Genomic DNA, 26,604 nt, shown 5'->3' with positions numbered 1-26,604 from the left:
CCGCCTCTCGGCGAGTGGCCGCTCGGAGCGGCGAAGGGTGAGGCCCGGGGGCATGAGTCGGACCAGCTGACGGGTGCAACCACCTCCCTGCCCGCCGCATTCCCGACCGGGCCGGTCAGCCCGCCAGGAAGCTGAACCGCACCTCCCGCTCGTGGTTGTCCACGTTGAGGTCGACCAGGCAGATGCTCTGCCAGGTGCCGAGGGCGAGGCTGCCGCCGAGCACCGGCACCGACGCGTACGGCGGCACCAGCGCCGGCAGCACGTGCGAGCGACCGTGCCCGCGGGTGCCGTGGCGGTGCAGCCACCGGTCGTCGGCGGGGAGCAGCGTGCCCAGCAGGGAGAGCAGGTCGTCGTCGCTGCCGGCGCCGGTCTCGAGGATCGCGAGCCCGCAGGTGGCGTGCGGCACGAACACGTGCAGCAGTCCGTCGCCGCGGCCGGCGGCGAAGGCGGCGCAGTCGCGGGTCAGGTCGAGGACGACGTCACGGTCGCCGGTGCGGTAGGTCCTGGTCTCGGTGTCCACGGACCCATCATCGACCAGCCGAGCGGCGTCGTCCGCTCCGCCGCGGGCGCGCTCTTCCCGCGGCGGAGCAGACACCCGGCAGGCCGGGTCCGACAGGCACTCAGGGGTCTCCCGGAAAGCACCCGCCCGCGGTCAGGCAGAGTGGGGACGCCTGACCACGGCCGGCTCGACGCAGGGAACAGCCACGAGCCGGGGAAGGAGGGACGCAGGAGTCCACGCGCAGCTGCGGACGTCGCACGATCGACATGCGCGGGATCCCTTCGTCGTCGCCGACCGGGCCCCGATCCCCCAGACTCGCCCGGTCCAGACTCACCCTAGGACCGACCCGCGACGCCCCGGAGCGACTTCGCGAAGGCTTTACCCATCGCGATCACGTCGCCGCGCCGGGCAACCAGGAGCGCCCTGTCCGGCCAGGCCGGACAGGGCGCCTCGCGCCCGGCGAGTGTGGGGTTCGTCGGGCACGCTGTGGTTGGGGAACCGGGACCGAGAGTAGTGGCCGGGACCGCCGGATGTGGCGGAATCGACGAGATGACGCCGACCGGTTCCGGTCGCCCTCAGCGCCCCGGCGACGCGGCCTGCTGCTCGGGTCCGATCGGGCGCAGCGAGGTCGCCGCGAGCCACTCGGTCACCGCCCGGCCCTCGCGGTCGACGTACGACACCAGGCCCTCCCAGCCGCGCTCGGTCGAGCGCCAGTGCAGCACCAGTCCGGGCAGCTCGACCGGCACGAACGCCAGCCGGACCCATACGTGCCGCACCCCCGTCATGGAGCCAGGATAGAACACATGTTCGAATGCGTCAGGTCCGGCTCGGCTCCTCCGGATCGGGCTCGATCCGCTGGGGTGCGACAGCCTCGCGACGGCGTACGACGGCCGCGGCCCCCGCCGCCAGCAGCCCCAGCGCGCCCAGGAGCAGCAGCGTCCGGCCCCGTCGCCGGCGCGGCGTCGGCAGCCGGTCGGCGACCGGGTCCGGGAGCCGGTCGCGGACCTGGTCGGGGATCCGGCCGGCGAGTGAGGTGGCCGCCTGGGCGCCCTTCTCCGCGGCGGCCGCGCGGCCCTGCTGGATCAGCGGTGGCGCCTTCTCCGCCACGGTGTGGACGGCGGACTCGACGTCGGGCACGACGGCGTCGACGAGATCGCGCAGGTCGTGCCTCAGCTGTTCGGCCGTGCTCTTGCGGTGCATGGCTGTGCCTCCTCCTCGAATGCGGATACGCACGCGCAGTACCCGATCCGCGGAGGGCAACCCGGCGGAGTCAGCTCGCGGCGCGCCCCAGGTCCGCGGAGCACTCGTTGCAGCGCACCCGGCGCTCGTGCTGGTCGGGCGGCTCGCCCAGCAGCCGGCGGTACCACCGGGTCTGCTCGGTCAGGCGGTAGCAGCGCGGGCACCAGTCGTGGCGCACCCACGGTCCGAACTCTCTCCCCATGCGGCCAAGACTGCCGGTTCCCGGCCGCGGTGTCGCGTGGCGTGGCCGCGCCGGCACCAGGTCTGCCCGGTCGGCGCCGGCGCGCATAGTCCAGGAGGACCAGTGGTCCCGGCGACGGTCCCCTCCCCGCCGGAGGTCAGTCCTCGTCGGTGGCGAAGTCCTCGTTGTGGGTGCCGGGCCGCGGCGCCCACGGCAGCTCCTTCGCCGGCCGTACGACGACCAGCCGGTCCCCGCGGGCGAGCAGGGTGACCACCGGGTCGAAGTAGCGGTACACCTTCTCGTCGCGGATCACCGCGATCACCTGGTCGGGCAGCGACTGGGGCGGCATGCCGACCTCGTTGACCAGCAGCTCGCGCTCGGCGACCTCCAGACCCTCGCCGTAGGTGAGCAGATCCTCCATCACCGTGCCGAGCGTGGGCGAGAGGGTGGAGAGCCCGAGCAGCCGGCCGACCGCGTCGGAGGAGGTGATCACCGAGTCGGCGCCGGACTGGCGCATCAGCGGCGCGTTCTCCTGCTCGCTCACCGCGGCGACGATCCAGGCGTCCGGGTTGAGCTGGCGCACGGTCAGCGCGGCCAGCACGTTGGAGTCGTCGCGACCGGTGGTGATGATGACCTGGTCGGCCTCCGCGACGCCGGCGCGTTGCAGCACGCCCCGGCGGGTGGCGTCGCCGGTCACCACGGCGAGCTGGTCGGCATGGGCGTCGGCGAGTGCGACCGGGCTCGGGTCGACGACCACGACGTGCTCCCGGTCGAGGCCGTTGCCGACGAGGGTCTCGACGGCGCTGCGGCCCTTGGTGCCGTAGCCGATCACCACGACGTGGTGTCCCATGTTGTTCCTCCAACGGGAGATCCGGAAGAGCTCGCGACTGCGCTGCGCGAGCACCTCGAGCGTGGTGCCGATCAACAGCACCAGGAACCCGATGCGGGCCGGGGTGATGATGAATGCATTGACCAGGCGGGCCGGGTCGCTGATCGGCGAGATGTCGCCGTAGCCGGTCGTGCTCAGGGTGACGGTCGTGTAGTAGATCGCGTCGACCAGCGAGATGACGCCGTTGGGGTCGGCGGCCGTCGCGTCGCCGGTGTCGCGGTAGCCCTCGCGGTCGAAGTAGACGAGCAGCACGGTGCCGACCAGGATGGCGAGCGCGAGCAGCAGCCGGCGGCCGAGCTGCCACCACGGCGAGCGGATCCGCTCGGGCAGCGCGATCTGCCCCGCCTGGGGGGTCTCGGCCGTTCCTCCGCTCAGCACGCCCACGGCCGGAACCTACTCCACCGGGTCCGGGCTGCGCCGCAGCAGGCGGTCGAGCAGCTCCCGGCGCGCCCGCTGGGTCGCCTCCTGCGGGAACACCTCGTCGAACGCCGCGTTGACGCCGGCGCCGATGAGCACGGCCAGCGCGGCGATGTAGAGCCAGACCAGGATGGCGATCGGCGCCGCCAGCGGACCGTAGATCGAGTGCGAGTCCTCGGCCGTGACGGTGAGCACCCAGCGCAGCAGGTAGGACCCGACGATCCAGCTGGCCAGGGAGAACACCGCCCCCGGCAGGTTGAAGCTCCAGCTCGTCCGCACCGGCACCGACACGTGGTAGAGCGTCGCGAGGAAGCACACGCAGAGCACCACGATCAGCGGCCAGTAGAACTCCATCAGGAACTCGGCTCGGTTGGGCAGCCAGGAGCGCACCAGCTTCGGCCCGGCCACCACGAGCGGCAGCGTGATCGCGCCGCTGATCACCGCGAGGATGTAGAGGACGAACGACAACGCCCGGGTGCGCACGATCCCCCGGTGCCCGCCGAGCCCGTGCATGATCGTGATGGTGTCGACGAAGACGTTGAGCGCGCGCGAGCCCGACCAGAGCGCGAGCACGAAGCCCAGCGAGATCACGTCGAAGCGCCCGCCCCGCAGCACGTCGTCCATGGTCGGCTTGATCACCTTGTTGACGGCCGTGTCGGTGAGGAAGCGCGAGAACAGGTCGACCACGGCCCGGCGTACGTCGTCGATCTGGGCCGCGGTGAAGTGCTCGGTGACGTAGCCGACGCCACCGGCGAGCGCGAAGATCAGCGGAGGGACCGACACCACCGCGAAGAAGGCGGCCTCGGCGGCGAGCCCGGTGACGCGGTACTTCAGGCACGAGCTCACCGTCGTGACGACCAGGCGCCACAGCAGGTGGGCCAGCCGGCGGGGCCACGGCGGCACCGTCTGGATGCCCGAGTCCTCCGCCATGGCGCTCACGCTAGCGGCCCGCGACCGGTGCCCCGGGGATCCGGAGGGGCCTACGATCGGGTGATCTGCGTCGCTCGGGCTGCCCACCGAGGAGGTCACCATGCACGACCGCACCGCCCTGGGCGCCGCCGATGTCACCGACGAGGTGCTCGCGGCGATGGTCGCCGAGCTGCTCGGGGTCGACGACGTCGAGCTGGTCTCGTCGTACGCCGAGGTGGTCGACTACGCCCTGCCGGCGATCACCACCGGCGGCCGCTGGTGGGTCCGCGGGACCGCGGCCGTCGACGGGCACGCCCACGACTTCCGGCTGTTCGTGAAGCACGTCCACGAGTGGTCGCGCTCGCCGCTCTTCGCGATGGTGCCGCCCGAGGTGCGGGCATGGGCGGCCGGCATGGTCCCGTGGCGAACCGAGGGCGCGGTCTACGCCTCCGACCTCGCCCACCATCTGCCCGACGGGCTGGCGATCCCGCGCGCCCTGGGCGTCCACGACATCGACGCCGGCTCGTACGCCGTGTGGCTCGAGGTGGTGCCGGCCGTCGAGGTCGCCTGGGACCTCGACCGCTACCGGAGCGCCGCCCGCCTCCTGGGCCGGTTCGCGGCCCGCCCCGGGATCCGGGCACTGGCCCGGATCGGGAGCGCCGAGTGGGACGTCCGCAGCTACGTCGACGGCCGGCTCGGCCACCAGGTGCTGCCGATCCTCGGTGCCGAGGACGTCTGGAGGCACCCGCTCGTGGCCGGGGCGTTCGCCGACCTGCGCCCGCGCCTGCTCGCCGCCGTCGACGACCTCTCCCGGCTCACCGCCGAGCTGCTCGCGCAGCCCGAGCTGGTCGGCCACGGCGACGCCTGCCCCAACAACCTGCTGGTCCGACCCGACCGCGACGGCTTCACCCTCATCGACTTCGGGTTCTTCATGGCGCTGCCGGTCGGCTTCGACCTCGGCCAGCTCCTCGTCGGCGACGTCCAGATCGGGCGCCGCGCGGCCCACGACCTCGCCGAGCGCGACGCGACCTGCCTGGCGGCGTACGTCGACGGGCTGGCCGCCGAGGGCGTCGACCTCGACCTCGGCGCGGTCCGCCGGGCGCACGCGCTACAGCTGCTGATCTTCAGCGGGCTGTCCGCGATCCCGTTCGAGGTGCTCGAGGAGGAGCCCACGAACGCGCTGCGGGCGATGGCCGCCACGAGAGCAGCCATCGCCCGCTACAGCCTGGACCTGGTCGATCAGACCGGCTGAGGCACCCGCTCCTCCTCGACCCGCGGCGCCGCGGGGGCGGCGTGGTCGTCGACCATCGTGGTCTCGTCGAACGGCTCGTCGCCGGCCAGCACCCGGTCCAGCCGGGCGCGGTCCAGGCTGCCGGTCCAGTGCCCGACCAGGACGGTGCCGACGGCGTTGCCGGCGAAGTTGGTCAGCGCGCGGGCCTCGGACATGAACCGGTCGATGCCGACGATCAGGCCGACGCCGTCGACCAGCTCGGGCCGGTGCGACTGCAGCCCGCCGGCCAGCACGGCCATGCCGGAGCCGGTGACACCGGCCGCGCCCTTGGCGGCGATCATCATGAACAGCAGCAGCGAGATCTGCTCGCCCAGCGCGAGCGGGGTGCCCATCGCCTCGGCGATGAAGATCGAGGCCATGGTCAGGTAGATCGCGGTGCCGTCGAGGTTGAACGAGTAGCCGGTCGGGACGACCACGCCGACGGTGGTCTTGTCGACGCCGGCGTGCTCGAGCTTGGCGATCGCGCGGGGCAGCGCCGACTCCGAGGAGGAGGTGGCCAGGATGAGCAGGAACTCCCGGCCCAGGTAGCGCAGCAGCGCGAAGATGTTGATGCCGGTGGCGAGCTTGAGCAGCGCACCGAGCACCACGACCACGAACAGCACGCAGGTGATGTAGAAGCCCACCATCAGCACGGCCAGGCTCTTCAGCGCGTCCACGCCGCCCTGGCCGGTGACCGCGGCCATCGCACCGAACGCGCCGACCGGGGCGGCCCACATGATCATCGCGAGCAGCCGGAACACCAGGCGCTGGAGGTGGCCGACGGCGGTGATGATCGGCGCGCCGGTCGCGCCCATCCGCTGCAGCGCGAAGCCGACGAGCAGCGCGACGAGGAGGGTCTGCAGCACGCTGCCGCTGGTCAGGGCGCTGAACACCGAGGTCGGGATGATCCCGAGCAGGAACGCCGTCGTGTCGGCGTGCCCCTCGGCGGCCTTCTCCTGGGCCGTGGCCGCGGCCTCGGCGGTGAGGTGCAGGCCGTCGCCGGGCTGCAGCAGGTTGCCGACCAGCATGCCGATCGACAGCGCGACCGTCGACATCACCAGGAAGTAGCCGAGTGCCAGCCCACCGACCCGGCCGACCTTCGCGGCGCTCGCCACGGAGCCGACGCCGAGCACGATCGTGCAGAAGATGACCGGCTGGATCATCATCTTGATCAGGTTGACGAAGCCCTCGCCGAGCGGCTTGAGCTCGACCGCGAAGGACGGGAACAGCAGACCGGTGGCGATGCCGAGCAGCACCGCTCCGATCACCGCGAGATAGAGGTAGTGGGTGCGTGTGCCGCTGCGCGGCGTGCTCGTCGTGCTGGTGGTGCCCATGGCTCCTCCTGGTCCGGATGGGTGACCCGGCAACTCTGCGACCGCGGGTGACGACCGTCACCGTTGTGTTCGTACTGTTCGTGACGCGCGCCACAACGGGACCCCCGGCGTGGGGCCGGCATGGGCGAGAATGAGGCGTGCGCCTGCCCCGTCCGCTCCGCGACGCCCCGGTCGCCCGGCAGGTGCTGCTCCTCCAGGTCGGCCTGGTGCTGCTTCTGGTGCTCACCGGCATCCTGATGGCGTCGTACGACGCGCGCCGCGACTCGCGCAGCCGGGCCACCCAGCGCGCGGTCGCGGTCGCGCAGACCGTCGCCGACTCCCCCACCGTCCGGTCCGCGCTGCGCTCCGACGATCCGACCGCGACCCTGCAGCCCTGGACCGAGGACGTGCGCCGCGACACCGACACCGACTTCGTCGTGGTGATGGGCCTGGACCGCACGCGCTACACGCACCCCGACCCGAGCCAGATCGGCGGGACGTTCGTCGGCGACGTCGGCGACGCCCCGCGGGGCGCGGTCTTCACCCAGCAGTACACCGGCACCCTGGGCCCCTCGGTGCGCTCCGTCGTACCGGTCCGCGACGGCGGACGGGTGGTCGCGCTCGTGTCCGTCGGCATCCGGGTCAGCGACATCGACCGCGGGCTGCGCCGCGACGTCACCGTGATCGTGCTGGTCGGCGGCGCGCTGCTCGCGGTCGCGCTGGCGGGCGCCTGGCTGCTCGGCCGGCGGCTGCACCGGCTCACCCACGGCATGGGCGAGCAGGAGCTGGCCCGGATGTACGAGTACTACTCCGCCGTCCTGCACTCCGTGCGCGAGGGCCTGCTGCTGCTCGACGGCGCGGGTCGCGTGCAGCTGGCCAACGACGAGGCGCGCCGCCTGCTCGCCCTCCCCGACGACGTCGTCGGTACGCCGATCGAGGAGCTCGGCCTGGCGCCGGCCCTCGTCGCCGCGGCCCGGGGCCGCACCGCCGAGTCCGACGATCTCTACCTCGCCGGCGAGCGGATCCTCGTGGTCTCCTCGGCGCCCGCCGAGTGGCAGGGCCGCGAGGTCGGCGCCGTGGTCACCCTGCGCGACCACACCGAGCTGCGCTCGGTGACCGGTGAGCTCGAGGTGGTCCGGCGGCTCACCGAGTCGCTGCGCTCGCAGAACCACGAGTCGGCCAACCGGCTGCACGCGATCGTGACCCTCATCGAGATGGGCCGGCCCGGCGACGCCGTCGCATTCGCCACCGAGGAGCTGCAGGTCGCCCAGCTGCTCACCGACCAGGTGGTCGGTGCGGTCGACGACCCGGTCGTCGCCGCACTGCTGCTCGGCAAGTCGGCCGAGGCCGCCGAGCACGGCGTCGACCTGCGGATCACCGGCGCGCTGCCGCCCGCTTCCACGATCGCGCCGCGGGACCTGGTCACCGTGCTCGGCAACCTCGTCGACAACGCCTTCGACGCCGTGGCCGCCGTCGAGCCGCGCCGGGTCGACGTCCGGCTCTCCGGCGACGACGCGGGCCTCGAGATCCGGGTCGGCGACAGCGGCCCCGGCCTCGACGACGATGCGGCCGCGCACGTCCTCGACCGCGGCTGGACCACCAAGGCCGAGCCCGGCGCCGGCCGCGGTCTCGGCCTGGCGCTCGTCGGCCAGGTCGCCCGGCGCCACGGCGGCGAGGTCACGATCGGACGCTCCGCGCTCGGTGGCGCCGAGTTCACCGTCACCATCCGCACGGAGGCCCGGCGATGAGCGTCCGGGTGCTCGTCGTCGAGGACGAGGAGCTCGCCGCCGAGGCGCACGCTTCATACGTCGAGCGGGTCCCCGGGTTCACCCTGGCCGGCGTCGCCCGGTCGGCGCGCGAGGCCGCCCGCGCCCTCGACTCCGCGCGCGACGAGGGTGCGGCCGTCGACCTGGTGCTGCTCGACCTCAACCTGCCCGACGGGCACGGCCTGGGGCTGCTGGCGGGCCTGCGGAGCGCGGGCCACCACTGCGACGTCATCGCGGTCACCGCCGCGCGCGACTCGCAGGTGGTGCGGCAGGCGGTCGGCCAGGGCGTGGCGCTCTACCTGCTCAAGCCGTTCACGTTCGCGACCTTCCGCGCGAAGCTGGAGCAGTACGCCGACTACCGCGCCCAGCTCGCCGCGACACCCGCCGAGGTGGTCCAGGACGAGGTCGACCGGCTGCTGGGCTCGCTGCGGCCCACCGCACCCGCGCCGCTGCCGAAGGGGATGAGCGCCGAGACGCTCCGCGCCGTCACCGGCGCACTGCGCGACGCCGAGGGCGACCTGTCCGCCAGCGAGGTCGCCGACCTGGTCGGCACCTCGCGGGTCACCGCGCGGCGCTATCTCGAGCACCTCGCCGACCAGGGCCTGGCCGACCGCCGCGCCCGCTACCGCGGGGTCGGCGGCCGGCCGGAGCTGGCCTACACCTGGCGCTGAGTCAGGCCAGGTCGAGACCCGGGTAGAGCGGGTGCTTGTCGAGCAGCTCGGCCGACGCCGAGCGGATCTTGTCGGCCACGCCGTCCGCGAGGACGTACGACGCCTTCGACGGCGCGCCCGCGGAGGTGGTGCCGGGCGTGGTGTTCGAGAGGACCTCGACGATCAGGTCGGCCACCGCGTCGAACTCGGCCGCACCGAAGCCGCGGCTGGTGAGCGCGGGCGTGCCGATCCGGATGCCGGAGGTGTACCAGGCGCCGTTGGGGTCGGCCGGCACCGAGTTGCGGTTGGTGACCACGCCGGCGTCCAGCAGCGCCGACTCGGCCTGGCGGCCGGTGAGGCCGAAGGAGGAGACGTCGAGCAGCACGATGTGGTTGTCGGTGCCGTCGGTGACCAGCTTGGTCCCCCGGCGCTGCAGGCCCTCGGCCAGCGACTTGGCGTTGTCGGCCACGGCCTGCGCGTAGGTCTGGAACGCGGGGGTGCGCGCCTCGGCGAAGGCGACGGCCTTGGCGGCCATCACGTGGGAGAGCGGCCCGCCGAGCACCATCGGGCAGCCGCGGTCGACGCTCGGGGCGTACTCCTCGGTGGCCAGGATGAAGCCGCCGCGCGGGCCGCGCAGCGACTTGTGGGAGGTGCTGGTGACGACGTGGGCGTGGGGGACCGGGTCCTCGTCGCCGGTGAACACCTTGCCGGCCACCAGGCCGGCGAAGTGCGCCATGTCGACCATCAAGGTGGCGCCGACCTCGTCGGCGATCTCGCGCATCTTGGCGAAGTTCACCCGGCGCGGGTACGCCGAGTAGCCGGCGACCAGGATGAGCGGCTTGAACTCCTTGGCCTTGGCCCGCAGCGCGTCGTAGTCGATCAGCCCGGTGGCCGGGTCGGTGCCGTACTGCTGCTGGTGGAACATCTTGCCGCTGATGTTGGGCCGGAAGCCGTGGGTGAGGTGGCCGCCGGTGTCGAGGCTCATGCCGAGCAGGCGCTGGTTGCCGAGCTCGTGGCGCAGCTTCTCCCAGTCGGCGTCGGAGAGGTCGTTCATGTTCTTCACGCCGGCGTCCTGGAGCCAGGGGCCCTCGACCCGGTGGGCCAGGATCGCCCAGTAGGCCGTCAGGTTGGCGTCGATGCCGGAGTGCGGCTGGACGTAGGCGTACTCGGCCCCGAACAGCTCGCGGGCGTGCTCGGCGGCGAGCGACTCGACGGTGTCGACGTTCTGGCAGCCGGCGTAGAAGCGGTGCCCGACGGTGCCCTCGGCGTACTTGTCGCTGAACCAGGTGCCCATGGTGAGCAGCACGGCGGGCGAGGCGTAGTTCTCGCTCGCGATCAGCTTGAGCGACGCGCGCTGGTCGGCCAGCTCCTGGCGCGTCGCGTCGGCGATGCGGGGCTCGACGGAGGCGATGACCTCCAGGGCCTGGTTGTACGCGCTGCTGACGAGGGCGCCGTTGAGGGAGTTGTCGCTCATGGCGCACAGCGTAGTGCGGCCGGCGGGCTGGCGGACTGACAGGTGACACCTGGTGTGACATGCGTCGCAGCGGAGGGCCGAACGAGGGTGCCCACGGCCCCACTCGTCCGGATGATGAGACTTGCATCCAGATAATGAGATTCGGATTTGTGGACGGGCCGTCCGAGGGATGAGACTCATTGACATGGTCACTGCTGCCACCCATGCGCACCTCGTGGTTCGACGCCACGTGGACTTCGGGCGCACGCGCAGCATGATGTGTTGGCCCCGCTGACGCCGCCGCCGCATCCACCCGAGCCGCGCGCCCCTCACCGTGGGCGCCCATCAGCGAAGGACCTCCTCTCCGCATGCCTGACCTGCGCTTCAAGCCCGAGCGAGCCAAGTTCACCGAAATCCCGCGCCCCAAGCGCGCGGAGGGCCAGTGGGCCCTCGGCTACACCGAGCCGCTCAACAAGAACGAGCAGTCCAAGAAGGACGACGACCCGCTCAACGTGCGGGACCGGATCCTCTACACCTACTCCAAGCGCGGCTTCGACTCGATCGACCCGGCCGACCTGCGCGGCCGGTTCCGCTGGATGGGCCTCTACACCCAGCGCAAGCCCGGCATCGACGGCGGCAAGACCGGCGCCCTCGAAGAGGAGGAGCTGGACGACCGCTACTTCATGATGCGGGTCCGCTCCGACGGCAAGCTGCTCTCCCCCGCCGCGGTCCGCACCCTCGGCCAGATCGGCGTCGACTTCGCGCGCGACACCGCCGACGTCACCGACCGCGAGAACATCCAGTACCACTGGATCGAGATCGAGAGCGTCCCCGAGATCTGGGAGCGGCTCGAGGCGGTCGGCCTGCACTCCGTCGAGGCGTGCGGCGACTCGCCGCGGCCCTTCCTCGGCTCGCCGGTGGCCGGCGTCGCCAAGGACGAGATCATCGACGGCACGTCCGCGCTGGAGGAGATCGAGCGCCGCTTCATCGGCAACAAGGACTTCTCGAACTTCCCGCGCAAGTTCAAGACCGCGCTCACCGGCCACCCCAGCCAGGACGTCTCCCCCGAGACCAACGACGTCTCCTTCGTCGGCACCGTGCACCCCGAGCACGGCCCCGGCTTCGACGTCTGGGTCGGCGGTGGCCTCTCCACCAACCCGATGCTCGCCCAGAAGCTCGGCGTGTGGATCCCGCTCGACGAGGTCCCCGACGTGTGGTCCGGCGTGGCCGGCATCTTCCGCGACTACGGCTACCGCCGGCTGCGCTCGCGCGCCCGGCTGAAGTTCCTGGTCGCCGACTGGGGCGTCGAGAAGTTCCGCGAGGTCCTCGAGAACGAGTACCTCGGCAAGAAGCTGGTCACCCTCGCCTCCCCCGAGGCGCCGGTCGGCCACCGCGACCACGTCGGCGTCCACGAGCAGAAGGACGGCCGGTTCTACGTCGGCGTCGCGCCGACCGCGGGCCGGGTCTCCGGCACCCTGCTGGTCCAGCTCGCCGACCTGCTCGACGAGTACGGCGTCACGGGGGCCCGCCTCACGCCGTACCAGAAGATCGTGCTGATCGGCGTCGACGGCGACGTCGTCGACGCGCTGCTCGACCGGCTCGACGCGATCGGCCTCTCCGCGCGCCCCTCGGCCTGGCGGCGCAACACCATGGCCTGCACCGGCATCGAGTTCTGCAAGCTCGCCATCGTCGACACCAAGAACCGCGCCAGCGACCTGGTCGACGAGCTCGAGAAGCGGTTCCCCGAGCTCGACACGCCCATCACCATCAACGTCAACGGCTGCCCCAACGCCTGCGCCCGCACCCAGGTCGCCGACTTCGGCCTCAAGGGCCAGCTCGTCGTCGACGAGAACGGCGAGCAGGTCGAGGGCTTCCAGGTCCACCTCGGCGGTGCGATCGGCCTGCGCGCCAACTTCGGCCGCAAGCTGCGCGCCCACAAGGTCACCAGCAAGGGCCTCGACGACTACGTCAGCACCGTGGTGCGCAACTACCTCGCCGACCGCACCGAGGGCGAGGCGTTCGACGCCTGGGTCCATCGGGCCGACGAGGAGCTGCTGCGCGGCGAGAAGGCGCTGGAGTCCGTCTGATGTCCGAGCAGTCGGTGTCGTCGCGGGCCGTGCCGTACCACTGCCCGTACTGCGGCGAGACCGACCTGTGGCCCCACGAGCCCACCGGCTGGGAATGCCGAGGGTGCCGTCGAGCCTTCAAGGTCGAGCTGCTCGGCCTCATCAACCGGGCGTCCGACGCCCGTACCAACGAAGAAGGAGGTGCCTCATGACCACCGCCACGACGCGTGCCGCCCGCGAGTTCCGCGGCTCCCACACCACCGGCCGGTCGCCTGAGGAGCTCCGCGAGCTGGTGTCCCACTGGGGCGCCGAGCTCGAGCTCGCCCCCGCCGAGGTCATCATCGAGTGGGCCGCCGCCACCTTCGGCGAGCGGTTCTGCATCACCTCCTCCATGGGCGACGCGGTCCTCGCGCACCTCGCCGAGAAGGTCGTGCCCGGTGTCGACGTCGTCTTCCTCGACACCGGCTACCACTTCATCGAGACCATCGGCACCCGCGACGCCGTCGCGGCCACGATGAACGTCAACCTGATCTCGATCACGCCCGTGCAGTCGGTCGCCGAGCAGGACGCCGAGTACGGCCCCGAGCTCTACAAGCGCGACCCCGACCTGTGCTGCGCGCTACGCAAGGTCAAGCCCCTGGCCGACTCGCTCGCCGGGTACGACGCGTGGGCGACCGGCCTGCGCCGCGCCGAGACCCACAACCGGGTGATCGCGCCGGTGATCGGCTGGGACGCCAAGAAGCAGAAGGTCAAGGTCTCCCCCATCGCCCGGTGGAGCGACGAGCAGGTCGAGCGCTACATCGCCGAGAACGGCGTGCTCGTCAACCCGCTCGTCTACGACGGCTACCCGTCCATCGGCTGCGCGCCGTGCACCCGTCGGGTCGCCCCCGGCGAGGACCCGCGCAGCGGCCGCTGGGCCGGCACCAACAAGACCGAATGCGGGATCCACTCATGACCATCCGGATCCCGGAGGACCGCACCCTGGAAGAGGGAGGGAACCGACGATGACCGCCCCGGCACTCATCGCCCTTGCCCACGGCAGCCGCGACCCGCGCTCGGCCGCCACCGTTTCAGCGCTCGTCGACGCCACGAAGGCGTTGCGTCCCGACCTGCGCATCGAGAAGGCGTTCCTCGACCTCGCCAAGCCCGGCTTCCACACCGTCGTGGACCGGCTGGTGAAGGCCGGGTACGACGAGATCGTCGTCGTACCGCTGCTGCTGGTCGAGGCCTTCCACGCCCGGGTCGACGTACCCGAGGTGATCGCGGAGGCGACCGCCCGCCACCCGGGCCTGCAGATCCGCGCCACGGCCGTGCTCGGCCTCGAGCCGCGTTTCCTCGAGGTGCTCGACGAGCGGCTGCGCGCGGCCCTGCGTGGCGCCCGGGTCCGCGAGCTCGACGCCCTCGTGCTCGCGGCCGCCGGCACGTCCGACCCGCTGGCCAACCAGGCCGTCGCCCGGCTCGCCCGCCTGTGGGGCGCGCACCACAAGCTGCCCGTCACGGCGGCGTACGCCACCAGCGCCCCGCCGGCGACCGGCGAGGCGGTCCGCGCCTTCCGCGCCGAGGGCCGCCGCCACATCGCGGTCGCCTCGCTGTTCCTGGCACCCGGCAACCTGGTCGACCGGGCCACCGAGCTCGCCCTCGAGGCCGGCGCCGTCGCCGTCTCCGAGCCCCTCGGCGCCCACCCCGAGATCGCCCGCACCATCCTCGCCCGGTATGCGGTCGGCGCCGTCGAGCTGGTCCCGGTCTAGGCCGACCCGGCAGAAACTGGCTCTCGTATCGCGCCGACCCGGCAGAAAGTGGCTTCGCCAGAGACCACTTTCTGCCGGGTCGGCGCGATTTCGGGGCTAGTTTCTGACGGGTCGCGCTAGAGAACGAGCCGCTGCAGGAGGTGCTCGAGGGTGCGGGCGGGGTCGGACGTCACGCCGCCGTGGACCGGGCCGGGCTGCAGGACGGTGCTCTTCGGGGCCTTCAGGAACCCGAAGCGGGTGCTGACGTCGTCCTTCTGGGCCCGGAAGCCGTACGCCGTGGCGCGCAGTCCCACCCCGAAGTCGGCGTGTGCCTCGCCGCGACACACCCGCTCGACCGCCTCCAGCGCCGCCCGTACGGCCGCGATGTCGGCGTCGGCGTCGAGCGCGCGGATCCGGTCGGGATCGACCGAGGAGCGCACCCCGAGGTAGTCCTCGGCGGGGCAGTGCAGCACGACGCCCACGTTGACGAACTCCTCGCGTTCGACGCGAGGGACGCAGCGCAGCGCCACGTACTGGTACGGCTTCACGAGGCCATCTCCGGCGTCGGGAGCCAGGCCCGGCCGCCGTCGCGGCGCGCGGCGAGGAAGGCGACGTACCTCTCCCGGAGCGCGTCGGGGGTCTCCGCGCCCGGCACCGGCTCCAGCCAGTCGTCGCACACCGCGGCCAGTACCTCGGTGAGGGCGGCATCGGTCAGCCGAGCCGCCAGCTGGGCGTCCTGCGCGACGGCCTGGGCGGCGAACCCGCGCAGGATGTGCTCGGAGGCGTCGTACGGCTGCGCGGCGAAGCGGGCCGGATCGCCCGGGCCGCCGGACCACGAGTGGTGGAAGTACAGCGACGCGCCGTGGTCGATGGCTTGCAGGGTGCCGCGCCAGACCAGCAGGTTGGGGTTGCGCCAGCTGCGGTCGACGTTCGCGGTGAAGGCGTCCAGCCAGAGCACCCGCCCCGCCAGGTCGGGGTCCGGTCCGGTCGTCGGGTCGTAGCCGAAGGAGCCCGGCAGGAAGTCGATGCCGAGGTTGAGCCCGGTGCTGGCGTTGATCAGGTCCTGCACCTCCTCGTCGGCCTCGTAGCGGGCGATGTCAGGGTCGAGGTCGAGCACCACCTGGTCCGGCGTGGGTACGTCGAGCAACCGGGCGATCCCCGCCACCACGACCTCCGCCACCAGGACCCGCGCTCCCTGGCCGGCGCCCCGGAACTTGCAGACGTAGGTACCGAGGTCGTCGGCCTCGACGATCCCCGGCAGGCTGCCGCCCTCACGCAGCGGCGTGACGTACCGGGTGACCTTGACCTGCTCCATCCGCGGGCCTCCCCCGCCGCTCACCACGGCTTCTCGTCGACGAGGCGCTGCTTCTCGTGGGCGACGTCGAAGTCGGCCTTCGGCCAGCCGAGGTCGAAGGAGCGCAGCGCGTCGTGGAGCAGGGTCCCGATCGCGAGGTTGCGGTACCACTTCTTGTCGGCCGGGATGACATGCCACGGCGCCACCTCGGTGTTGGTGCGCGCGATCGCGATCTCGTACGCCTCCTGGTAGGCCGGCCACAGCTCGCGCTCGTCGACGTCGCCCGGGTTGTACTTCCAGTGCTTGGTCTCGTCGTCGAGCCGCGCCAGCAGGCGCTCCTTCTGCTCCGCCGCCGAGATGTGCAGCATGCACTTGATGATCGTGGTGCCCTCGGCCGCCAGCTCGGCCTCCCAGGCGTTGATCGCGTCGTAGCGCCGCTCGATCTCCTCCGGCGGAGCGAGCTCGCGCACCCGCGCGATGAGCACGTCCTCGTAGTGGGAGCGGTCGAAGACGCCGATCAGGCCGACCGGAGGCAGCGCCTTGGTGATCCGCCACAGGAAGTCGTGAGCCCGCTCCTCCTCGCTCGGCGCCTTGAAGGAGGTGATCCGCACGCCCTGGGGATCGACCAGGCCCACCGTCGAGCGCAGCGTGCCGCCCTTCCCGGAGGTGTCCATGCCCTGGAGCACCAGCAGGATGCTGCGCCGGCCACCGGACTTGCCGTCGGCGAACAGCCGCTCCTGGAGGTCGGCCAGGGTCGGGCCCAGGTCGGCCAGCGCGGCCTCGCCCTCCTTCTTGCCGCCGTCGAAGCCGGGAGCGGCGTCGGTGTCGATCCGGCTCAGGTCGATCGGACCGGGCGCGATGCGCAGCGTGGACGTGAGGTCCGAGAGAGGAAAGCCCATAGTGGTGAGGGGCGCGATGCCGTTGCCGCACCGCTTCCCGTCCCCCTTTCAAAGGTGGCCGGTCATGGATCGTCCCGGCACGCGACGGGACGGCCTCAGCGTAGTGGTCGGGCCCGCCGGCGACGCGCGCCGGACTCGTCGATCCGCGAACCCGGCATTGACGCGGGGCGGCTCCGGCGCGTCCCCTCGTGCTGAGCCGATGGAGAGGGGCGAGCTGGCGTGATCGCATTCGACGAGGTGACCTCGAGCTACGGACGCCGCGTCGCTCTGGACCGGCTGTCCTTCGCGGCGGGTCCGGGCACCTGCGCGCTCCTCGGACCGAACGGCGCGGGAAAGACCACGGCCCTGGCGGTGACCATGGGGCTGCGGCCGTTCGATGGGCGGATCTCCATCGACGGCTCTCCGGTAGCTACCGGCCGCGTGCGACCGCGCCAGTCTCGCGTCGGCTACTTGCCACAGCGGTTCGACCTCGCCGGCGGCCTTCCGGTCGAGGACACGGTGGCCTATGCGGCCTGGATCAACGGCCGGTCTCGGCGGGACTGCGGGCGCCTTGCCCTCGATGCCCTGACCCGGGTCGGCCTCGTCGACAAGCGGCGGCACCGGGCGCGGACGCTGTCGGGCGGGGAGCGACAGCGGCTCGGCATCGCCTGCGCGATATCCCACCGACCCACGCTCCTCCTCCTCGACGAACCGACCGTCGGTCTCGACCCGAACCAGCGGGCCCGACTGCGGGGCTATCTGCGAGAGATCGCCACGTCCTGCATGGTCATGGTGGCGACCCACCTACTGGAGGACGTCCAGGTGATCGCCGACCGCGTCGTCGTGATCAATCGGGGCGCCGCGGTGTTCCAGGGGACGACCGACGAGATGGCCGCGCTGACAAGCCCCGACCGGGAGCCGCATGAGACAGCCCTCGAGTCGGCATACCGACGCCTGGTCGCGTCGACGGACGCCGCGTGACTGAGCGAGCCGGCGAGCCGACCGTGCGCCGAGCCGCCTGGCTCTGGCTGCCCAACCGATGGCGCACGGGTGCGGCCGCGCTGGTCGGCTCGGCCGTCCTGGCATTCGTGCACAGCCGGCCGCTGCTCGGCTGGGCCTACGGCGACACCGCCGCCGGCGCCGCCGAGTTCCGACAGTCGCTCCTCACGGTCGGCATGCTGGTCGCCGCCGTCGGCGCCTGGACGTCGAGCTCGATCTCGCGGCCGACCAGCGCGCACGTCCCGGCAGGCGCGCAGCGACGCGGCGGGCCACTCGTCGTGTCGCAGATTGGCTTCGTCTTCTCAGCCGGCGCACTCGGCTACACCATCGGCCTCGCCCCGGTCGTGGCGCGGATCCAGGCGACGAAGGTCGATGGGAGCTTCGATGTGGCGACCATCGCCGCGGGGTACGCCGCCCTGCTCGCCTACGTCACCCTCGGCTACCTGATCGGCCTGGTCGTGCCGGCATATCTAGCGGTGCCCATCGCTCTCGGCCTGGCCTGGGTGCTCGTCTTCTTCGGCTCTCACCTGCTGTGTCCCGTCTTCGACTTCGGGGTCGTCAGCGGGCTCGCCGTCCCGACGAGAGTCTCGGTCCTGCGTCTTCTCTTCTACTGTGCCGTCGCCTCCGCCGTCATGCTCGCCGCGAGTGCGTGGTTGCGCGGCCGCACAGCCGACGAGTGGGCGCGTCCCGCGGCAAACGTCGGAACGGTGCTGCTGCCGGTCGTCGTCCTCGTGTGGGCGACCTCGACGTCGCAGACCCGTCTCGTCGAGGGCGACAACGCCCGCCCTGTGTGCCGCCCAGCCTCGTCTTCGAAGGTGTGTGTCCATCCCGCGCGCGCCGGGCTGCTCCCGGACCTCGTCAACGCCGTCGTCGAGCTGAACGCAGCGGCGGGGCCGGCGGTCTTCCCTCCCTCCTCGTTCGTCGATGCGGCCGTCGCCCGCTTCGACGCCGAGTCAGGCGTGCATCAGCTCCAGATCCAGGGCCAACGGAAGGATTGGCTCTCCATCGCCCGCACCGACATCGCGCTCTTCGTCGCCGGCTTCGACGCGTGTCAACGTCCGAGTGCCATGGACGTCGACGCGCGGGAGGTGAGCAGCGCCGTCGCCGGCTGGGTCTTGGCGCAAGCAGGTCGATCCCCCGGCCTCGCCCTCGCCTCACCCGGCGCGGCCGAGCAGTTCCGGCTGCTCGCCCGTCGCGACGAGACCGACGCTCGCGCCTCGGTCGAGGCCTCGATCGGCGAGATCCGCGAATGCGCCGGCCGACCCTTCACCTGAGCGGTCCTTCCCGACCTCTGCTGGTCGTCGTGCGGTCGCGTCGCTGCGTCGCGGCCGGCTGTTGGACCGTTGGTTTCGCGCTGGTCGCCGTCGCCTTGGCCGATCGCGTCTTCGCCTTCCAGATCGGCACCGGTCTCGCCGTGCGGCCGGTCTCCGTCGCTGAGTTGACCCTCGCTATGGCGGCCTGCTCACTGCCGGCGCTGACCTGGCCGCAGCTGTGGACCTGGGAGCGCACCGGATGCCGACTCGTCGTGCGCGTCGTCTCCGGTTCTCTCGTTCCTAGCCTCGTCGGCCTGCTCGCGCTGGTCCCCGTGGTCAGCGCACGGCCGGCCGCTCCGGCTGAGGTGATCGCGGCCAACGTCCTGCTGTGCGCCGCGGTGGCGACACTCGCGGTCATCGGGATCGGGCGACAGGCCGGACCGGCGTTGGGCTTCGCCTGCTACCTGGCCGGTATCGCCACCCAGGCCCTCGAGATGCCGGTGCCGCTTCCGCTGCCGGCCCAGGCCGGGGCTTCAGCCTGGCAGCTCCTCGTTGCCCTCGGCTGTCTCGCGGTCATCGCCGGTGGCTGCGCGGTCAGCCTCGGCAGCTCGGCGTGGGGCCGCGACTGACGTGCGACGTCAGTGCGCCATCCCACCGCGGCGGTCCACCAACGGTGGCGTGGACGACCAGGGGAAGTCGATCCACGCGTCAGTGCGGCGCCAGACGTACTCCGGACGGATCACCGTCCACGGCTTCTCGTAGATCACCGCCGTGCGGGCCTCGGCAACGTGGTCGGCGAAGAAGTCGCGCACCACCTCCAGCGTCTTGCCGGTGTCGGCCACGTCGTCGGCGATGAGGACCTTCATGCCGGTCAGGTCGATGGCAGCCGGCGTCGGCGGCAGCATCATGGGGACGTCGAGGCGCTCGTTGACGCCGGTGTAGAATTCGACGTTGACAGCCGACAGGTTCTTCACGTCGAGCGCGTAGCCGAGGCCCATGGCGAGGCCGAGCCCGCCCCGGGCGATCGCCAGCACGATGTCGGGCTCGAAGCCGTCGTCGACCACCTGCTGCGCGAGGTCGCGCACCGCGGTGCCGAACAGTTCGTAGGTCAGGATCTCGCGCTCGGGCGCCGGCGCCGGGTCAGTCGTCACCCGCCCATTCTGCACCGGCGTCCAGCGATCCGGCCGCGGCCCCGAGCTCACGTCGTACGACGGCGTAGGCGACGCCGGGCGAGTAGCCCTTGCGCGCCAACATCCCCACCAGCCGCCGGGTCGCGACCGGTGGCTCCACGCCGCGCAGGGTGCGCAGCTTCTTGCGGACCAGGGCCGCCGCCGCCTCCTCCTCCCGGGTGGGGTCGACCTCGGCCAACACGGTCTTCGTGGTGTCGTCGTCGACGCCCTTGCGCCGCAGCTCGGCGGCCAGCGCCTTCGTCGCGAGGCCGCGGCTGCGCTGCCGGCCCTCGACCCAGGCGCGGGCGAAGGCCTCGTCGTCGACCAGGCCGACCTCCTCGAAGCGGTCGAGCAGGCGGGTCGCCACCTCGGTCGGCACATTGCGCTTGGCCAGACGGTCCGCGAGCTCGTGGCGGCTGCGGGCCTTGAGGCTGAGCTGGTCGAGGAGGATCTTGCGGGCCACCGACTCGGGGTCGGCGTCCTCGGTCCAGCCGTCGTCGTCGGGAGGTTCTTCGTCGCGCATCAGTCGTCTCCTGTCACGTCGTCACCGTCACGCCGGGTCGGGCCGGGCCGGGCGGTCTGGCCAGGCGCCTCCGGCGCCTCCCGGACCAGTCCGGGCGGCTCGGAGCGGGGACCCCGCCGTCGGCGCCCCTCACCTGCATCAGGGGATGTCCTTCCGACGCCGACGGCACCCCGACTTCGCCGCCCGGGCTGGTCCGTCCGGCGCCTGCGGCGCCCGGCCAGACGCGGGGTCCGACCAGTCCCGGCGGCTCGGAGCGGGGACCCCGCCGTCGGCGCCCCTCACCTGCATCAGGGGATGTCCTTCCGACGCCGACGGCACCCCGACTTCGCCGCCCGGGCTGGTCCGTCCGGCGCCTGCGGCGCCCCGCCAGACGCGGGGTCCGACCAGTCCCGGCGGCTCGGAGCGGGGACCCCGCCGTCGGCGCCCCTCACCTGCACCAGGGGAATGTCCTTCCAACGCCGACGGCACCCCGACTTCGCCGCCCGGGCTGGTCCGTCCGGCGCCTGCGGCGCCCGGCCAGACGCGGGGTCCGGCCAGACGCGGCGCCTGGCCAGACGCGGGGTCCGACCAGTCCCGACGGCTCGGAGCGGGGACCCCGCCGTCGTACGGGGAGTGCGTGCCGCCGCGTTGCCGCCACGCGAAGGCGGGACCTACGGAACCCGACCGCGCGCGCGGCAGCGTGGCGCGAGGAACGAGCGACACGCTCGCGCCATCAGAAACTGTCGACGCCGATCGGCTCGTCGGAGAGGTCGTTGAACTCGCCGTCGACGGTGGGGGTGACGCCGAGCTTCTCGAGGATCTTCTTCTCCAGCTCGTTGGCCAGGTCGGGGTTGTCCTTGAGGAAGGTGCGGGCGTTCTCCTTGCCCTGCCCGAGCTGGTCGCCCTCGTAGGTGTACCAGGCGCCGGCCTTGCGGATCAGGCCCGCCTCGACGCCGACGTCGATCAGGCTGCCCTCGCGGGAGATGCCCTTGCCGTACATGATGTCGAACTCGGCCTGCTTGAACGGCGGGGCGACCTTGTTCTTGACGACCTTGACCCGGGTGCGGTTGCCGACCATGTCGGTGCCGTCCTTGAGCGTCTCGATGCGGCGTACGTCGAGGCGCACCGAGGAGTAGAACTTCAGCGCGCGACCACCGGTGGTGGTCTCGGGCGAGCCGAACATGACGCCGATCTTCTCGCGCAGCTGGTTGATGAAGATCGCGGTCGTCTTGGACTGGTTGAGGGCACCGGTCATCTTGCGCAGGGCCTGCGACATGAGGCGGGCCTGGAGGCCGACGTGGCTGTCGCCCATCTCGCCCTCGATCTCGGCGCGGGGCACGAGCGCGGCGACGGAGTCGATGACGATCAGGTCGAGGGCGCCGGAGCGGATCAGCATGTCGGCGATCTCGAGGGCCTGCTCACCGGAGTCGGGCTGGGAGACGAGGAGGGCGTCGGTGTCGACGCCGAGGGCCTTGGCGTACTCGGGGTCGAGCGCGTGCTCGGCGTCGATGAAGGCGACGATGCCGCCGGCCGCCTGGGCACTGGCCACGGCGTGCAGCGAGACCGTGGTCTTACCGCTGGACTCAGGTCCGTAGATCTCCACCACGCGGCCTCGCGGGAGGCCTCCGATGCCGAGCGCCACGTCGAGCGCGATCGAGCCGGTCGGGATCACGTCCAGGGGAGCCCGCGAGTCGTCGCCGAGCCGCATCACCGATCCCTTGCCGTACTGCTTCTCGATGTTGAGCAGGGCGGTCTCGAGCGCCTTCTGCCGGTCGTCTCCAGCCATGGTCCTCAGTCCTTCGTGTCGTGGTGGGCCAGGTACGTCGGCGACGGTAGAGGGAGGTCCCGACACAACCTGATCAGTCGTGGCGTGGGTGTGGACAACTCGCTCGGACGTCGTACCTGTGGACAGTCGACGGACCCTGAGGGGACCACGTGCTGCCGTACGACCAACCTAGCCGAACACCTGTTCGAAGTCGCGTCAGGCGAGTCGGCGTGTCGCGCCGCGCGACTCGGCGATCGCCCGGGCCGCGCAGCCGAGGACGCCGACGACGAGCAGCAGGCTGCCGAGGGCGAGGGCGGGATAGCCGGCACCGCCGACCACGACGCCGGCGACCGCTCCCGCGGCAGCGGCGGTCAGGCCCATGACGAGGTCGGAGACGCCCTGCACGTCGGTGCGTACGTCGAGCGGCGCGTGCTCGGCGACCAGGGTGGACGCCGAGACCATCGCGAGCGACCAGCCGACGCCGAGCAGGAACAGCCCGGCGGTCACCTCCCACGACATCCCGCTCGGCGAGGACGCGCACAGCAGCAGCGCGGCGAGCAGCACGACTCCCCCGGCGGCGAGCACGGGCGGCCGGCCGACCCGGTCGGCGAGCATGCCGACCAGCGGCGAGAAGGCGAACATGCCGAGGACGTGGACGCTGATGACGATGCCGATCACCTCGAGCCCGGAGCCGCCGTGCTCCATGTGCAGCGGCGTCATCGTCATCACGCCGATCATGGTGGCGTGGGTGAGCGCGAGCCCGGCGATGGCGTACCCCAGGACCGGCCGCTCGCGCACCGTGGCCGCGGCCCGGCTCCACGACGACCCCGTCCGCACGCCGCCCGGCACCGCCCGCGCGGCCGCCTCCTGTGCGAGGAGCAGCGGGTCGGGGCGCAGCAGGAGCCCGACCAGGACCGCCGCGGTGAGCATGCCGATCGCCCCGATCGCGAACGGGCCCGTCAGCTCCGGGATGCCGACGGCGTCGGCGAAGGACCCGGCCGGCCCGGTCAGGTTCGGTCCGGCGACGGCGCCGATCGTGGTGGCCCACACGACGAGGGACAGCGACCGCGCCCGGTTGTCGTCGGTGGCGAGGTCGGTGGCGGCATACCGCGCGGCGTTGTTGGCGGAGGTGGTCGCGCCGAGCATCATCGCGCCGACGAGGAGCAGCACCATCGAGCCGGCCACGCCGGCCAGTACCGCGGTCAGCGCGCCGGCCGAGCCGACGACGTAGCCCGTCACCAGTCCCGTACGACGCCCCCGTCGCGCCATCAGCGGCGCCAGCAGGAACGAGATGACCGCCGCGCCGAGCACCTGCGCGGTCTGGGCCAGGCCGGCCATCGACTCCGAGCCCGAGAGGTCGCGCGCGAGCAGGGACGCGGTGGCGATGCCGATGGTGATGCCGACCGCGCCGACGGCCTGGGTGAGCACGAGGACGCGGACGGTGCGCCGCTGCACCCCGCCGAGGACCAGGTCGGGCTCGGCCAGCCCGGTCACCGCTCGCTCTCCGGGAGCTCGCGCACCTCCCAGACCGCGCGCCAGACCTCCTTCGGCGAGACGCCGTCGGCGAGCGCCTGGCTCGGGGTGCGGTGGTCGAGCGTGCCGATCACGAAGCTGTCGGCCCACACCCGGGCGTAGCCGTCACCGAGGTTGCGGTCCATGCGTGCCCAGAACTCGGTGTGCCTCACTCCCCCATGATCCACCGGACGTCCCAGCGGTGGTGCACCAGGTCGTGCAGGTGGTATCGCCCGAGCGTCTCGACGGTGAAGACGCTGCCGTTGCTGCGCCGCCCCGGCCGGGCCCAGGCGTCGTCGGGCACCGCGTCGTAGGCGTCGGCGACGGCGTCGGCCGCCGCCACCAGGTCGGGTACGACGGCCGCGGGCCGCTGCTCGTCGTAGCGCTCGGCGACGGCGGTCTCGTCCTGGTCCCAGTTCGCGAACCGCGGGTCGGGCTCGGCCAGCATCTGCTCGACCCGGCCGAGGAAGACGCGGTGGACGTCGCGGATGTGGCAGGCGTACTCGGTCGGCGACCAGACCGTCGGCGTGGGCCGGACGTCCGCGCGCGGCGACTCGAGCACCGACACCCAGAAGTCCGCGTTGTCGCGGATGACGTCGCCGAAGGCCACCCGGTCGACGGCCGTCGGGTCGTACCCGCAGTCGGGGCACGGACGGTCGAGCACCCAGGTCCAGTCCTTGGTGTCGGGGACGATCTCGGCGGTGGTCTCGTTGCTCACGGAGACCATCCTCGTGGCGCCGGATCCCCCGCCACGAGCGGGGATCCGGTCAATCGCCGTCGATCAACTGCCAGCGCCGCTCAGTGGCCGCGCGGGTCAGGCCGAGCAGGTTGAAGCGGGCGAGCCGGACCAGTACGTCGGCCGGGTCGGCGTCCAGCAGCGCCGCCACGGCGTCGACCGCCTCGTCGGTGCTGTCGGCGGCACGGACCAGTGCGAGCACCTCCTCGGCGCGGGCGCCGACGTCGGCGACGAACCGCAGTCGGGCCAGGGCCGCGGCGCGCTCGACCTCGGGGTCCTGGGGGTCGGGCGCGCGCCGGACGACCTCGTCGGCGTACCGCTCGCCGTCGACGGCCCACCGGGCGTCGATCCGCTCGGCGACGGCGGTCAGCAGCGCGCACAGCATCGGCACCTGGTCGGTGCGGATCACGAGGTCCTCGAAGTCGGAGGCGCGCAGCCGCAGGTGGGGGCCGGGCGTCCCGGAGTCGGCGTGGCTGGCGAACCAGCCGTCGACCACGACCGAGCGGTCGCGGCGCGCGCTGGGCATGGTGCCGTGGGCATCCTCGTCGGACAGAGCCATGCCCCGCACGGTAGCCGGACGGGTCAGTCCCGCCGGCGGATCCTGGCCGCCAGCAGCGCGCGTCGCTCGGACATCCGGCTCCACACCGCCTGCTGGAAGGCGAGCGTCAGCCAGCCGGCGACCGCCATCCCGGAGATGTTGAGCAGCAGCTGGAGCAGGCTGCCGCGGATCTCGTCGGGGACGCCGAACGCCAGGCCCAGCGCGACGTTGCCGGCCGCCGGGATCGTGGTGACGGAGATGAACACGCCCGAGAGCCCGCCGACCTTGGCCGAGGTGAGCGAGAGGGCTCCTGCCGCGGCGGCGACGACCGCGACGATGAAGGACCACTTGTCGGGCGTGTAGACGAAGGCCGTCGCGGGCCGCGGCGCGGTCACCTGGTCGAGCGTGACCCAGCCGAGCGCCCGCGCCGCGAGCGCGGCGAGCGTGGCGAAGGCGATGGCGACCGCGAAGCCGACCAGCAGCGAGCGGACGGCGTAGCGCAGCAGGGACGGGCGCCGTCGTACGAGGGCGAGGCCGAGCGCCGCGATCGGCACGAACTCCGGCCCCAGCACCATCGCGCCGATCACGAGGATCTGCGAGTCCAGGACGATGGCGATGCTGGCGATGAGGGTGGCCAGGCTCATGAACGTCAGGAAGGTCCAGTTGAGCTCGGACTCCTCGTAGGCGCGCTGGGTGACGTCGGCCCACACCACGGAGTCGGCCGACGACCCCGGCGTACGGCGCTCCGCGTCCAGGGCCGGCTGCGAGAGCCAGGTCGCGACCGGGACCACGTGGATCGCGCCCTCCCGCGGCACGCCGATCGTACGCAGCGCGTCGACGACGTCGTTGACCGCCTCGCGAGGCACGTCCGCCTCGACGACGTCGCCCTCGGGCACCAGGGACGCGCCGTGCACGCAGGTGAGACCGGTGACCGCCGGGTCGCCCCGGAGCGCGTCGATGACGGCGGGAGTCAGGTCGCGGGGCGAGGTGATCCGCAGGTGCTGCACGAGGTCAGGCTAGAGGTGCGGTGCCGAACGCGACGTTGAAGCGGTCGCACCAGATGACGACCGAGCGCATCGACGACAGGTCCGCCGAGGCCGGGATCTCGTAGTTCTGGCTGCCCTGGTTGCCCTTCAGCTCGCCGAGCCGGACGTAGGCGTCGTCGTCGTAGATGCCCCACGAATCGCGGCAGCCGGCGCAGTCGCCGCCGCTGGGCCGGTCGCTGAGCCAGACGTGGAGGTCGGGGCCGTTCGAGGTGTCGAGGTCCTCGATGCGCAGGAACCGAGTGCCGTCGCTACGGCGGTAGATCGTGGCCGTGCCCGACGTGCCGTGCTCGCCGTCGATGAAGTCCGCCGACGCGAGCACCACCCGGGTCAGCTCCGCGCCCGGCGCCGAGGGCACGCTGGTGTCGCCGAGCCCGCCGGTCGCCGTACCGACGACGGCGGCGGGGTCGTCGGTCTCGTCGGCGGTGCGGTCGACGACCAGTAGCCAGGGCTGGAAGACCGCCAGCCCGGCGACGAGGGCGACCACGAGGACGCCACCGACGGAGAGCCAGATCGCGCGCCTGCGGGACATGCCC

At 72.4% G+C, this 26,604-nt stretch carries 30 protein-coding genes; 10 read left to right on the top strand and 20 right to left on the bottom strand.

Annotated elements, in window-relative coordinates; genetic code table 11:
* Positions 1-115: 115 nt before the first annotated feature.
* From JOD66_RS25775 to JOD66_RS25750, 6 genes are all read right to left on the bottom strand, one after another.
* On the bottom strand, positions 116-520 hold the full coding sequence (locus JOD66_RS25775; RefSeq protein ID WP_204839629.1) for a YjbQ family protein: 405 nt from the start codon (positions 518-520) through the stop codon (positions 116-118).
* 554 nt (positions 521-1,074) lie between these two features.
* Positions 1,075-1,284 carry a hypothetical protein gene (locus JOD66_RS25770; RefSeq protein ID WP_204839628.1) on the bottom strand — a complete coding sequence of 70 codons (210 nt, stop codon included), beginning with the start codon at positions 1,282-1,284 and terminating at the stop codon, positions 1,075-1,077.
* A gap of 31 nt (positions 1,285-1,315) precedes the next feature.
* The gene (locus tag JOD66_RS25765; RefSeq protein ID WP_204839627.1) at positions 1,316-1,699 is read right to left on the bottom strand and encodes a hypothetical protein; all 384 of its coding nucleotides are present in this window, start codon (positions 1,697-1,699) and stop codon (positions 1,316-1,318) included.
* A 70-nt stretch (positions 1,700-1,769) separates the two neighbouring features.
* The gene (locus JOD66_RS25760) at positions 1,770-1,940 is read right to left on the bottom strand and encodes a hypothetical protein (RefSeq protein WP_204839626.1); all 171 of its coding nucleotides are present in this window, start codon (positions 1,938-1,940) and stop codon (positions 1,770-1,772) included.
* 136 nt (positions 1,941-2,076) lie between these two features.
* Positions 2,077-3,192, bottom strand: a complete 1,116-nt coding sequence (locus JOD66_RS25755; RefSeq protein WP_307823720.1) for a potassium channel family protein — start codon at positions 3,190-3,192, stop codon at positions 2,077-2,079.
* 9 nt (positions 3,193-3,201) lie between these two features.
* Positions 3,202-4,155 (bottom strand): YihY/virulence factor BrkB family protein, encoded by a 954-nt coding sequence (locus JOD66_RS25750; protein WP_204839625.1) that lies wholly within the window; start codon positions 4,153-4,155, stop codon positions 3,202-3,204.
* Between the two features lie 100 nt (positions 4,156-4,255).
* Between JOD66_RS25750 and JOD66_RS25745 the strand changes: the two genes are divergently transcribed.
* Entirely contained in the window at positions 4,256-5,386 is a 1,131-nt protein-coding gene (locus tag JOD66_RS25745; protein WP_204839624.1) for a phosphotransferase, read from the top strand.
* Here the strand turns inward: JOD66_RS25745 and JOD66_RS25740 are convergent.
* Positions 5,374-6,738, bottom strand: a complete 1,365-nt coding sequence (locus JOD66_RS25740) for a cation:dicarboxylate symporter family transporter (RefSeq protein WP_204839623.1) — start codon at positions 6,736-6,738, stop codon at positions 5,374-5,376. The genes JOD66_RS25745 and JOD66_RS25740 overlap by 13 nt on opposite strands.
* 137 nt (positions 6,739-6,875) lie before the next feature.
* Here JOD66_RS25740 and JOD66_RS25735 point away from each other — a divergent pair, with 137 nt between their 5' ends.
* Together JOD66_RS25735 and JOD66_RS25730 are read left to right on the top strand one after the other, a co-directional pair.
* Positions 6,876-8,465 carry a sensor histidine kinase gene (locus JOD66_RS25735; RefSeq protein WP_204839622.1) on the top strand — a complete coding sequence of 530 codons (1,590 nt, stop codon included), beginning with the start codon at positions 6,876-6,878 and terminating at the stop codon, positions 8,463-8,465.
* Positions 8,462-9,154 (top strand): response regulator, encoded by a 693-nt coding sequence (locus JOD66_RS25730; RefSeq protein ID WP_204839621.1) that lies wholly within the window; start codon positions 8,462-8,464, stop codon positions 9,152-9,154. The genes JOD66_RS25735 and JOD66_RS25730 overlap by 4 nt, the downstream gene beginning before the upstream one ends.
* Position 9,155: 1 nt before the next feature.
* Here JOD66_RS25730 and JOD66_RS25725 read toward each other — a convergent pair whose 3' ends face one another.
* A complete protein-coding gene (locus tag JOD66_RS25725) occupies positions 9,156-10,607 on the bottom strand; it encodes a glycine hydroxymethyltransferase (RefSeq protein WP_204839620.1) in 1,452 nt (483 codons plus the stop codon).
* A gap of 347 nt (positions 10,608-10,954) precedes the next feature.
* Here JOD66_RS25725 and JOD66_RS25720 point away from each other — a divergent pair, with 347 nt between their 5' ends.
* From JOD66_RS25720 to JOD66_RS25705, 4 genes are read left to right on the top strand one after another with little or no spacing between them, the layout of a single operon-like run.
* Positions 10,955-12,673, top strand: a complete 1,719-nt coding sequence (locus JOD66_RS25720; RefSeq protein ID WP_204839619.1) for a nitrite/sulfite reductase — start codon at positions 10,955-10,957, stop codon at positions 12,671-12,673.
* On the top strand, positions 12,673-12,864 hold the full coding sequence (locus tag JOD66_RS25715; protein ID WP_205126609.1) for a hypothetical protein: 192 nt from the start codon (positions 12,673-12,675) through the stop codon (positions 12,862-12,864). Before JOD66_RS25720 ends, JOD66_RS25715 begins: the two co-directional genes overlap by 1 nt.
* The gene (locus tag JOD66_RS25710) at positions 12,861-13,607 is read left to right on the top strand and encodes a phosphoadenylyl-sulfate reductase (RefSeq protein ID WP_204839618.1); all 747 of its coding nucleotides are present in this window, start codon (positions 12,861-12,863) and stop codon (positions 13,605-13,607) included. Before JOD66_RS25715 ends, JOD66_RS25710 begins: the two co-directional genes overlap by 4 nt.
* A 49-nt stretch (positions 13,608-13,656) precedes the next feature.
* Positions 13,657-14,400, top strand: coding sequence for a sirohydrochlorin chelatase (locus tag JOD66_RS25705; RefSeq protein ID WP_204839617.1), 744 nt, complete (start codon positions 13,657-13,659; stop codon positions 14,398-14,400).
* Positions 14,401-14,516: 116 nt separating this feature from the next.
* On the opposite strand, the gene JOD66_RS25700 is transcribed toward JOD66_RS25705, so the two are convergent.
* From JOD66_RS25700 to JOD66_RS25690, 3 genes are read right to left on the bottom strand one after another with little or no spacing between them, the layout of a single operon-like run.
* On the bottom strand, positions 14,517-14,927 hold the full coding sequence (locus JOD66_RS25700; protein ID WP_204839616.1) for a DUF3037 domain-containing protein: 411 nt from the start codon (positions 14,925-14,927) through the stop codon (positions 14,517-14,519).
* Positions 14,924-15,718 (bottom strand): HipA family kinase, encoded by a 795-nt coding sequence (locus JOD66_RS25695; protein WP_307823718.1) that lies wholly within the window; start codon positions 15,716-15,718, stop codon positions 14,924-14,926. Before JOD66_RS25695 ends, JOD66_RS25700 begins: the two co-directional genes overlap by 4 nt.
* Complete coding sequence (locus JOD66_RS25690; protein ID WP_204839615.1) at positions 15,715-16,572, bottom strand: polyphosphate kinase 2 family protein; 858 nt, start codon at positions 16,570-16,572, stop codon at positions 15,715-15,717. Before JOD66_RS25690 ends, JOD66_RS25695 begins: the two co-directional genes overlap by 4 nt.
* 219 nt (positions 16,573-16,791) lie before the next feature.
* On the opposite strand from JOD66_RS25690, the gene JOD66_RS25685 reads away from it, so the two are divergent.
* From JOD66_RS25685 to JOD66_RS25675, 3 genes are read left to right on the top strand one after another with little or no spacing between them, the layout of a single operon-like run.
* Positions 16,792-17,532, top strand: a complete 741-nt coding sequence (locus tag JOD66_RS25685; protein ID WP_204839614.1) for an ABC transporter ATP-binding protein — start codon at positions 16,792-16,794, stop codon at positions 17,530-17,532.
* Positions 17,529-18,824 (top strand): hypothetical protein, encoded by a 1,296-nt coding sequence (locus tag JOD66_RS25680; RefSeq protein ID WP_204839613.1) that lies wholly within the window; start codon positions 17,529-17,531, stop codon positions 18,822-18,824. The genes JOD66_RS25685 and JOD66_RS25680 overlap by 4 nt, the downstream gene beginning before the upstream one ends.
* A 29-nt stretch (positions 18,825-18,853) precedes the next feature.
* Positions 18,854-19,432, top strand: a complete 579-nt coding sequence (locus tag JOD66_RS25675; protein WP_204839612.1) for a hypothetical protein — start codon at positions 18,854-18,856, stop codon at positions 19,430-19,432.
* A 9-nt stretch (positions 19,433-19,441) separates the two neighbouring features.
* Here the strand turns inward: JOD66_RS25675 and JOD66_RS25670 are convergent, their stop codons facing one another.
* The 9 genes from JOD66_RS25670 to JOD66_RS25630 form a co-directional block, all read right to left on the bottom strand.
* On the bottom strand, positions 19,442-19,954 hold the full coding sequence (locus tag JOD66_RS25670; protein WP_204839611.1) for a phosphoribosyltransferase: 513 nt from the start codon (positions 19,952-19,954) through the stop codon (positions 19,442-19,444).
* Entirely contained in the window at positions 19,944-20,495 is a 552-nt protein-coding gene (locus tag JOD66_RS25665) for a regulatory protein RecX (RefSeq protein ID WP_204839610.1), read from the bottom strand. Before JOD66_RS25665 ends, JOD66_RS25670 begins: the two co-directional genes overlap by 11 nt.
* 712 nt (positions 20,496-21,207) lie before the next feature.
* Positions 21,208-22,260: a recombinase RecA gene (recA, locus tag JOD66_RS25660; RefSeq protein ID WP_204839609.1), complete on the bottom strand. Its 1,053-nt coding sequence runs from the start codon at positions 22,258-22,260 to the stop codon at positions 21,208-21,210.
* A gap of 195 nt (positions 22,261-22,455) precedes the next feature.
* A complete protein-coding gene (locus JOD66_RS25655) occupies positions 22,456-23,733 on the bottom strand; it encodes an MFS transporter (protein WP_307823717.1) in 1,278 nt (425 codons plus the stop codon).
* A complete protein-coding gene (locus JOD66_RS25650) occupies positions 23,730-23,924 on the bottom strand; it encodes a DUF3046 domain-containing protein (RefSeq protein WP_204839608.1) in 195 nt (64 codons plus the stop codon). Before JOD66_RS25650 ends, JOD66_RS25655 begins: the two co-directional genes overlap by 4 nt.
* Entirely contained in the window at positions 23,921-24,469 is a 549-nt protein-coding gene (locus JOD66_RS25645; protein ID WP_372442809.1) for a DinB family protein, read from the bottom strand. Before JOD66_RS25645 ends, JOD66_RS25650 begins: the two co-directional genes overlap by 4 nt.
* A gap of 49 nt (positions 24,470-24,518) precedes the next feature.
* Positions 24,519-25,046: a hypothetical protein gene (locus JOD66_RS25640; protein WP_204839606.1), complete on the bottom strand. Its 528-nt coding sequence runs from the start codon at positions 25,044-25,046 to the stop codon at positions 24,519-24,521.
* A 23-nt stretch (positions 25,047-25,069) separates the two neighbouring features.
* Positions 25,070-26,032 carry a DUF389 domain-containing protein gene (locus JOD66_RS25635; RefSeq protein ID WP_204839605.1) on the bottom strand — a complete coding sequence of 321 codons (963 nt, stop codon included), beginning with the start codon at positions 26,030-26,032 and terminating at the stop codon, positions 25,070-25,072.
* A gap of 4 nt (positions 26,033-26,036) precedes the next feature.
* Complete coding sequence (locus JOD66_RS25630) at positions 26,037-26,600, bottom strand: DM13 domain-containing protein (protein ID WP_204839604.1); 564 nt, start codon at positions 26,598-26,600, stop codon at positions 26,037-26,039.
* Positions 26,601-26,604 lie beyond the last annotated feature (4 nt).

The sequence above is a fragment of the Nocardioides nitrophenolicus genome, assembly GCF_016907515.1.
GTDB lineage: Bacteria > Actinomycetota > Actinomycetes > Propionibacteriales > Nocardioidaceae > Nocardioides > Nocardioides nitrophenolicus.
The sequence above is the reverse complement of the archived record's forward strand: the minus strand, read 5'-3'. Positions and strand labels throughout refer to the sequence as shown.

What these genes read in the sequence shown, in the direction of transcription:
- JOD66_RS25710 (WP_204839618.1), top strand. Translation starts at nt 12,861, where the DNA reads ATGACCACCGCCACGACGCGTGCCGCCCGCGAGTTCCGCGGCTCCCAC.
- JOD66_RS25770 (WP_204839628.1), bottom strand. Translation starts at nt 1,284, where the DNA reads ATGACGGGGGTGCGGCACGTATGGGTCCGGCTGGCGTTCGTGCCGGTC.
- JOD66_RS25705 (WP_204839617.1), top strand. Translation starts at nt 13,657, where the DNA reads ATGACCGCCCCGGCACTCATCGCCCTTGCCCACGGCAGCCGCGACCCG.
- JOD66_RS25740 (WP_204839623.1), bottom strand. Translation starts at nt 6,738, where the DNA reads ATGGGCACCACCAGCACGACGAGCACGCCGCGCAGCGGCACACGCACC.
- JOD66_RS25690 (WP_204839615.1), bottom strand. Translation starts at nt 16,572, where the DNA reads ATGGGCTTTCCTCTCTCGGACCTCACGTCCACGCTGCGCATCGCGCCC.
- JOD66_RS25720 (WP_204839619.1), top strand. Translation starts at nt 10,955, where the DNA reads ATGCCTGACCTGCGCTTCAAGCCCGAGCGAGCCAAGTTCACCGAAATC.
- JOD66_RS25760 (WP_204839626.1), bottom strand. Translation starts at nt 1,940, where the DNA reads ATGGGGAGAGAGTTCGGACCGTGGGTGCGCCACGACTGGTGCCCGCGC.
- JOD66_RS25730 (WP_204839621.1), top strand. Translation starts at nt 8,462, where the DNA reads ATGAGCGTCCGGGTGCTCGTCGTCGAGGACGAGGAGCTCGCCGCCGAG.
- JOD66_RS25630 (WP_204839604.1), bottom strand. Translation starts at nt 26,600, where the DNA reads ATGTCCCGCAGGCGCGCGATCTGGCTCTCCGTCGGTGGCGTCCTCGTG.
- JOD66_RS25665 (WP_204839610.1), bottom strand. Translation starts at nt 20,495, where the DNA reads ATGCGCGACGAAGAACCTCCCGACGACGACGGCTGGACCGAGGACGCC.
- JOD66_RS25725 (WP_204839620.1), bottom strand. Translation starts at nt 10,607, where the DNA reads ATGAGCGACAACTCCCTCAACGGCGCCCTCGTCAGCAGCGCGTACAAC.
- JOD66_RS25750 (WP_204839625.1), bottom strand. Translation starts at nt 4,155, where the DNA reads ATGGCGGAGGACTCGGGCATCCAGACGGTGCCGCCGTGGCCCCGCCGG.
- JOD66_RS25715 (WP_205126609.1), top strand. Translation starts at nt 12,673, where the DNA reads ATGTCCGAGCAGTCGGTGTCGTCGCGGGCCGTGCCGTACCACTGCCCG.
- JOD66_RS25765 (WP_204839627.1), bottom strand. Translation starts at nt 1,699, where the DNA reads ATGCACCGCAAGAGCACGGCCGAACAGCTGAGGCACGACCTGCGCGAT.
- recA (WP_204839609.1), bottom strand. Translation starts at nt 22,260, where the DNA reads ATGGCTGGAGACGACCGGCAGAAGGCGCTCGAGACCGCCCTGCTCAAC.
- JOD66_RS25640 (WP_204839606.1), bottom strand. Translation starts at nt 25,046, where the DNA reads ATGGCTCTGTCCGACGAGGATGCCCACGGCACCATGCCCAGCGCGCGC.
- JOD66_RS25745 (WP_204839624.1), top strand. Translation starts at nt 4,256, where the DNA reads ATGCACGACCGCACCGCCCTGGGCGCCGCCGATGTCACCGACGAGGTG.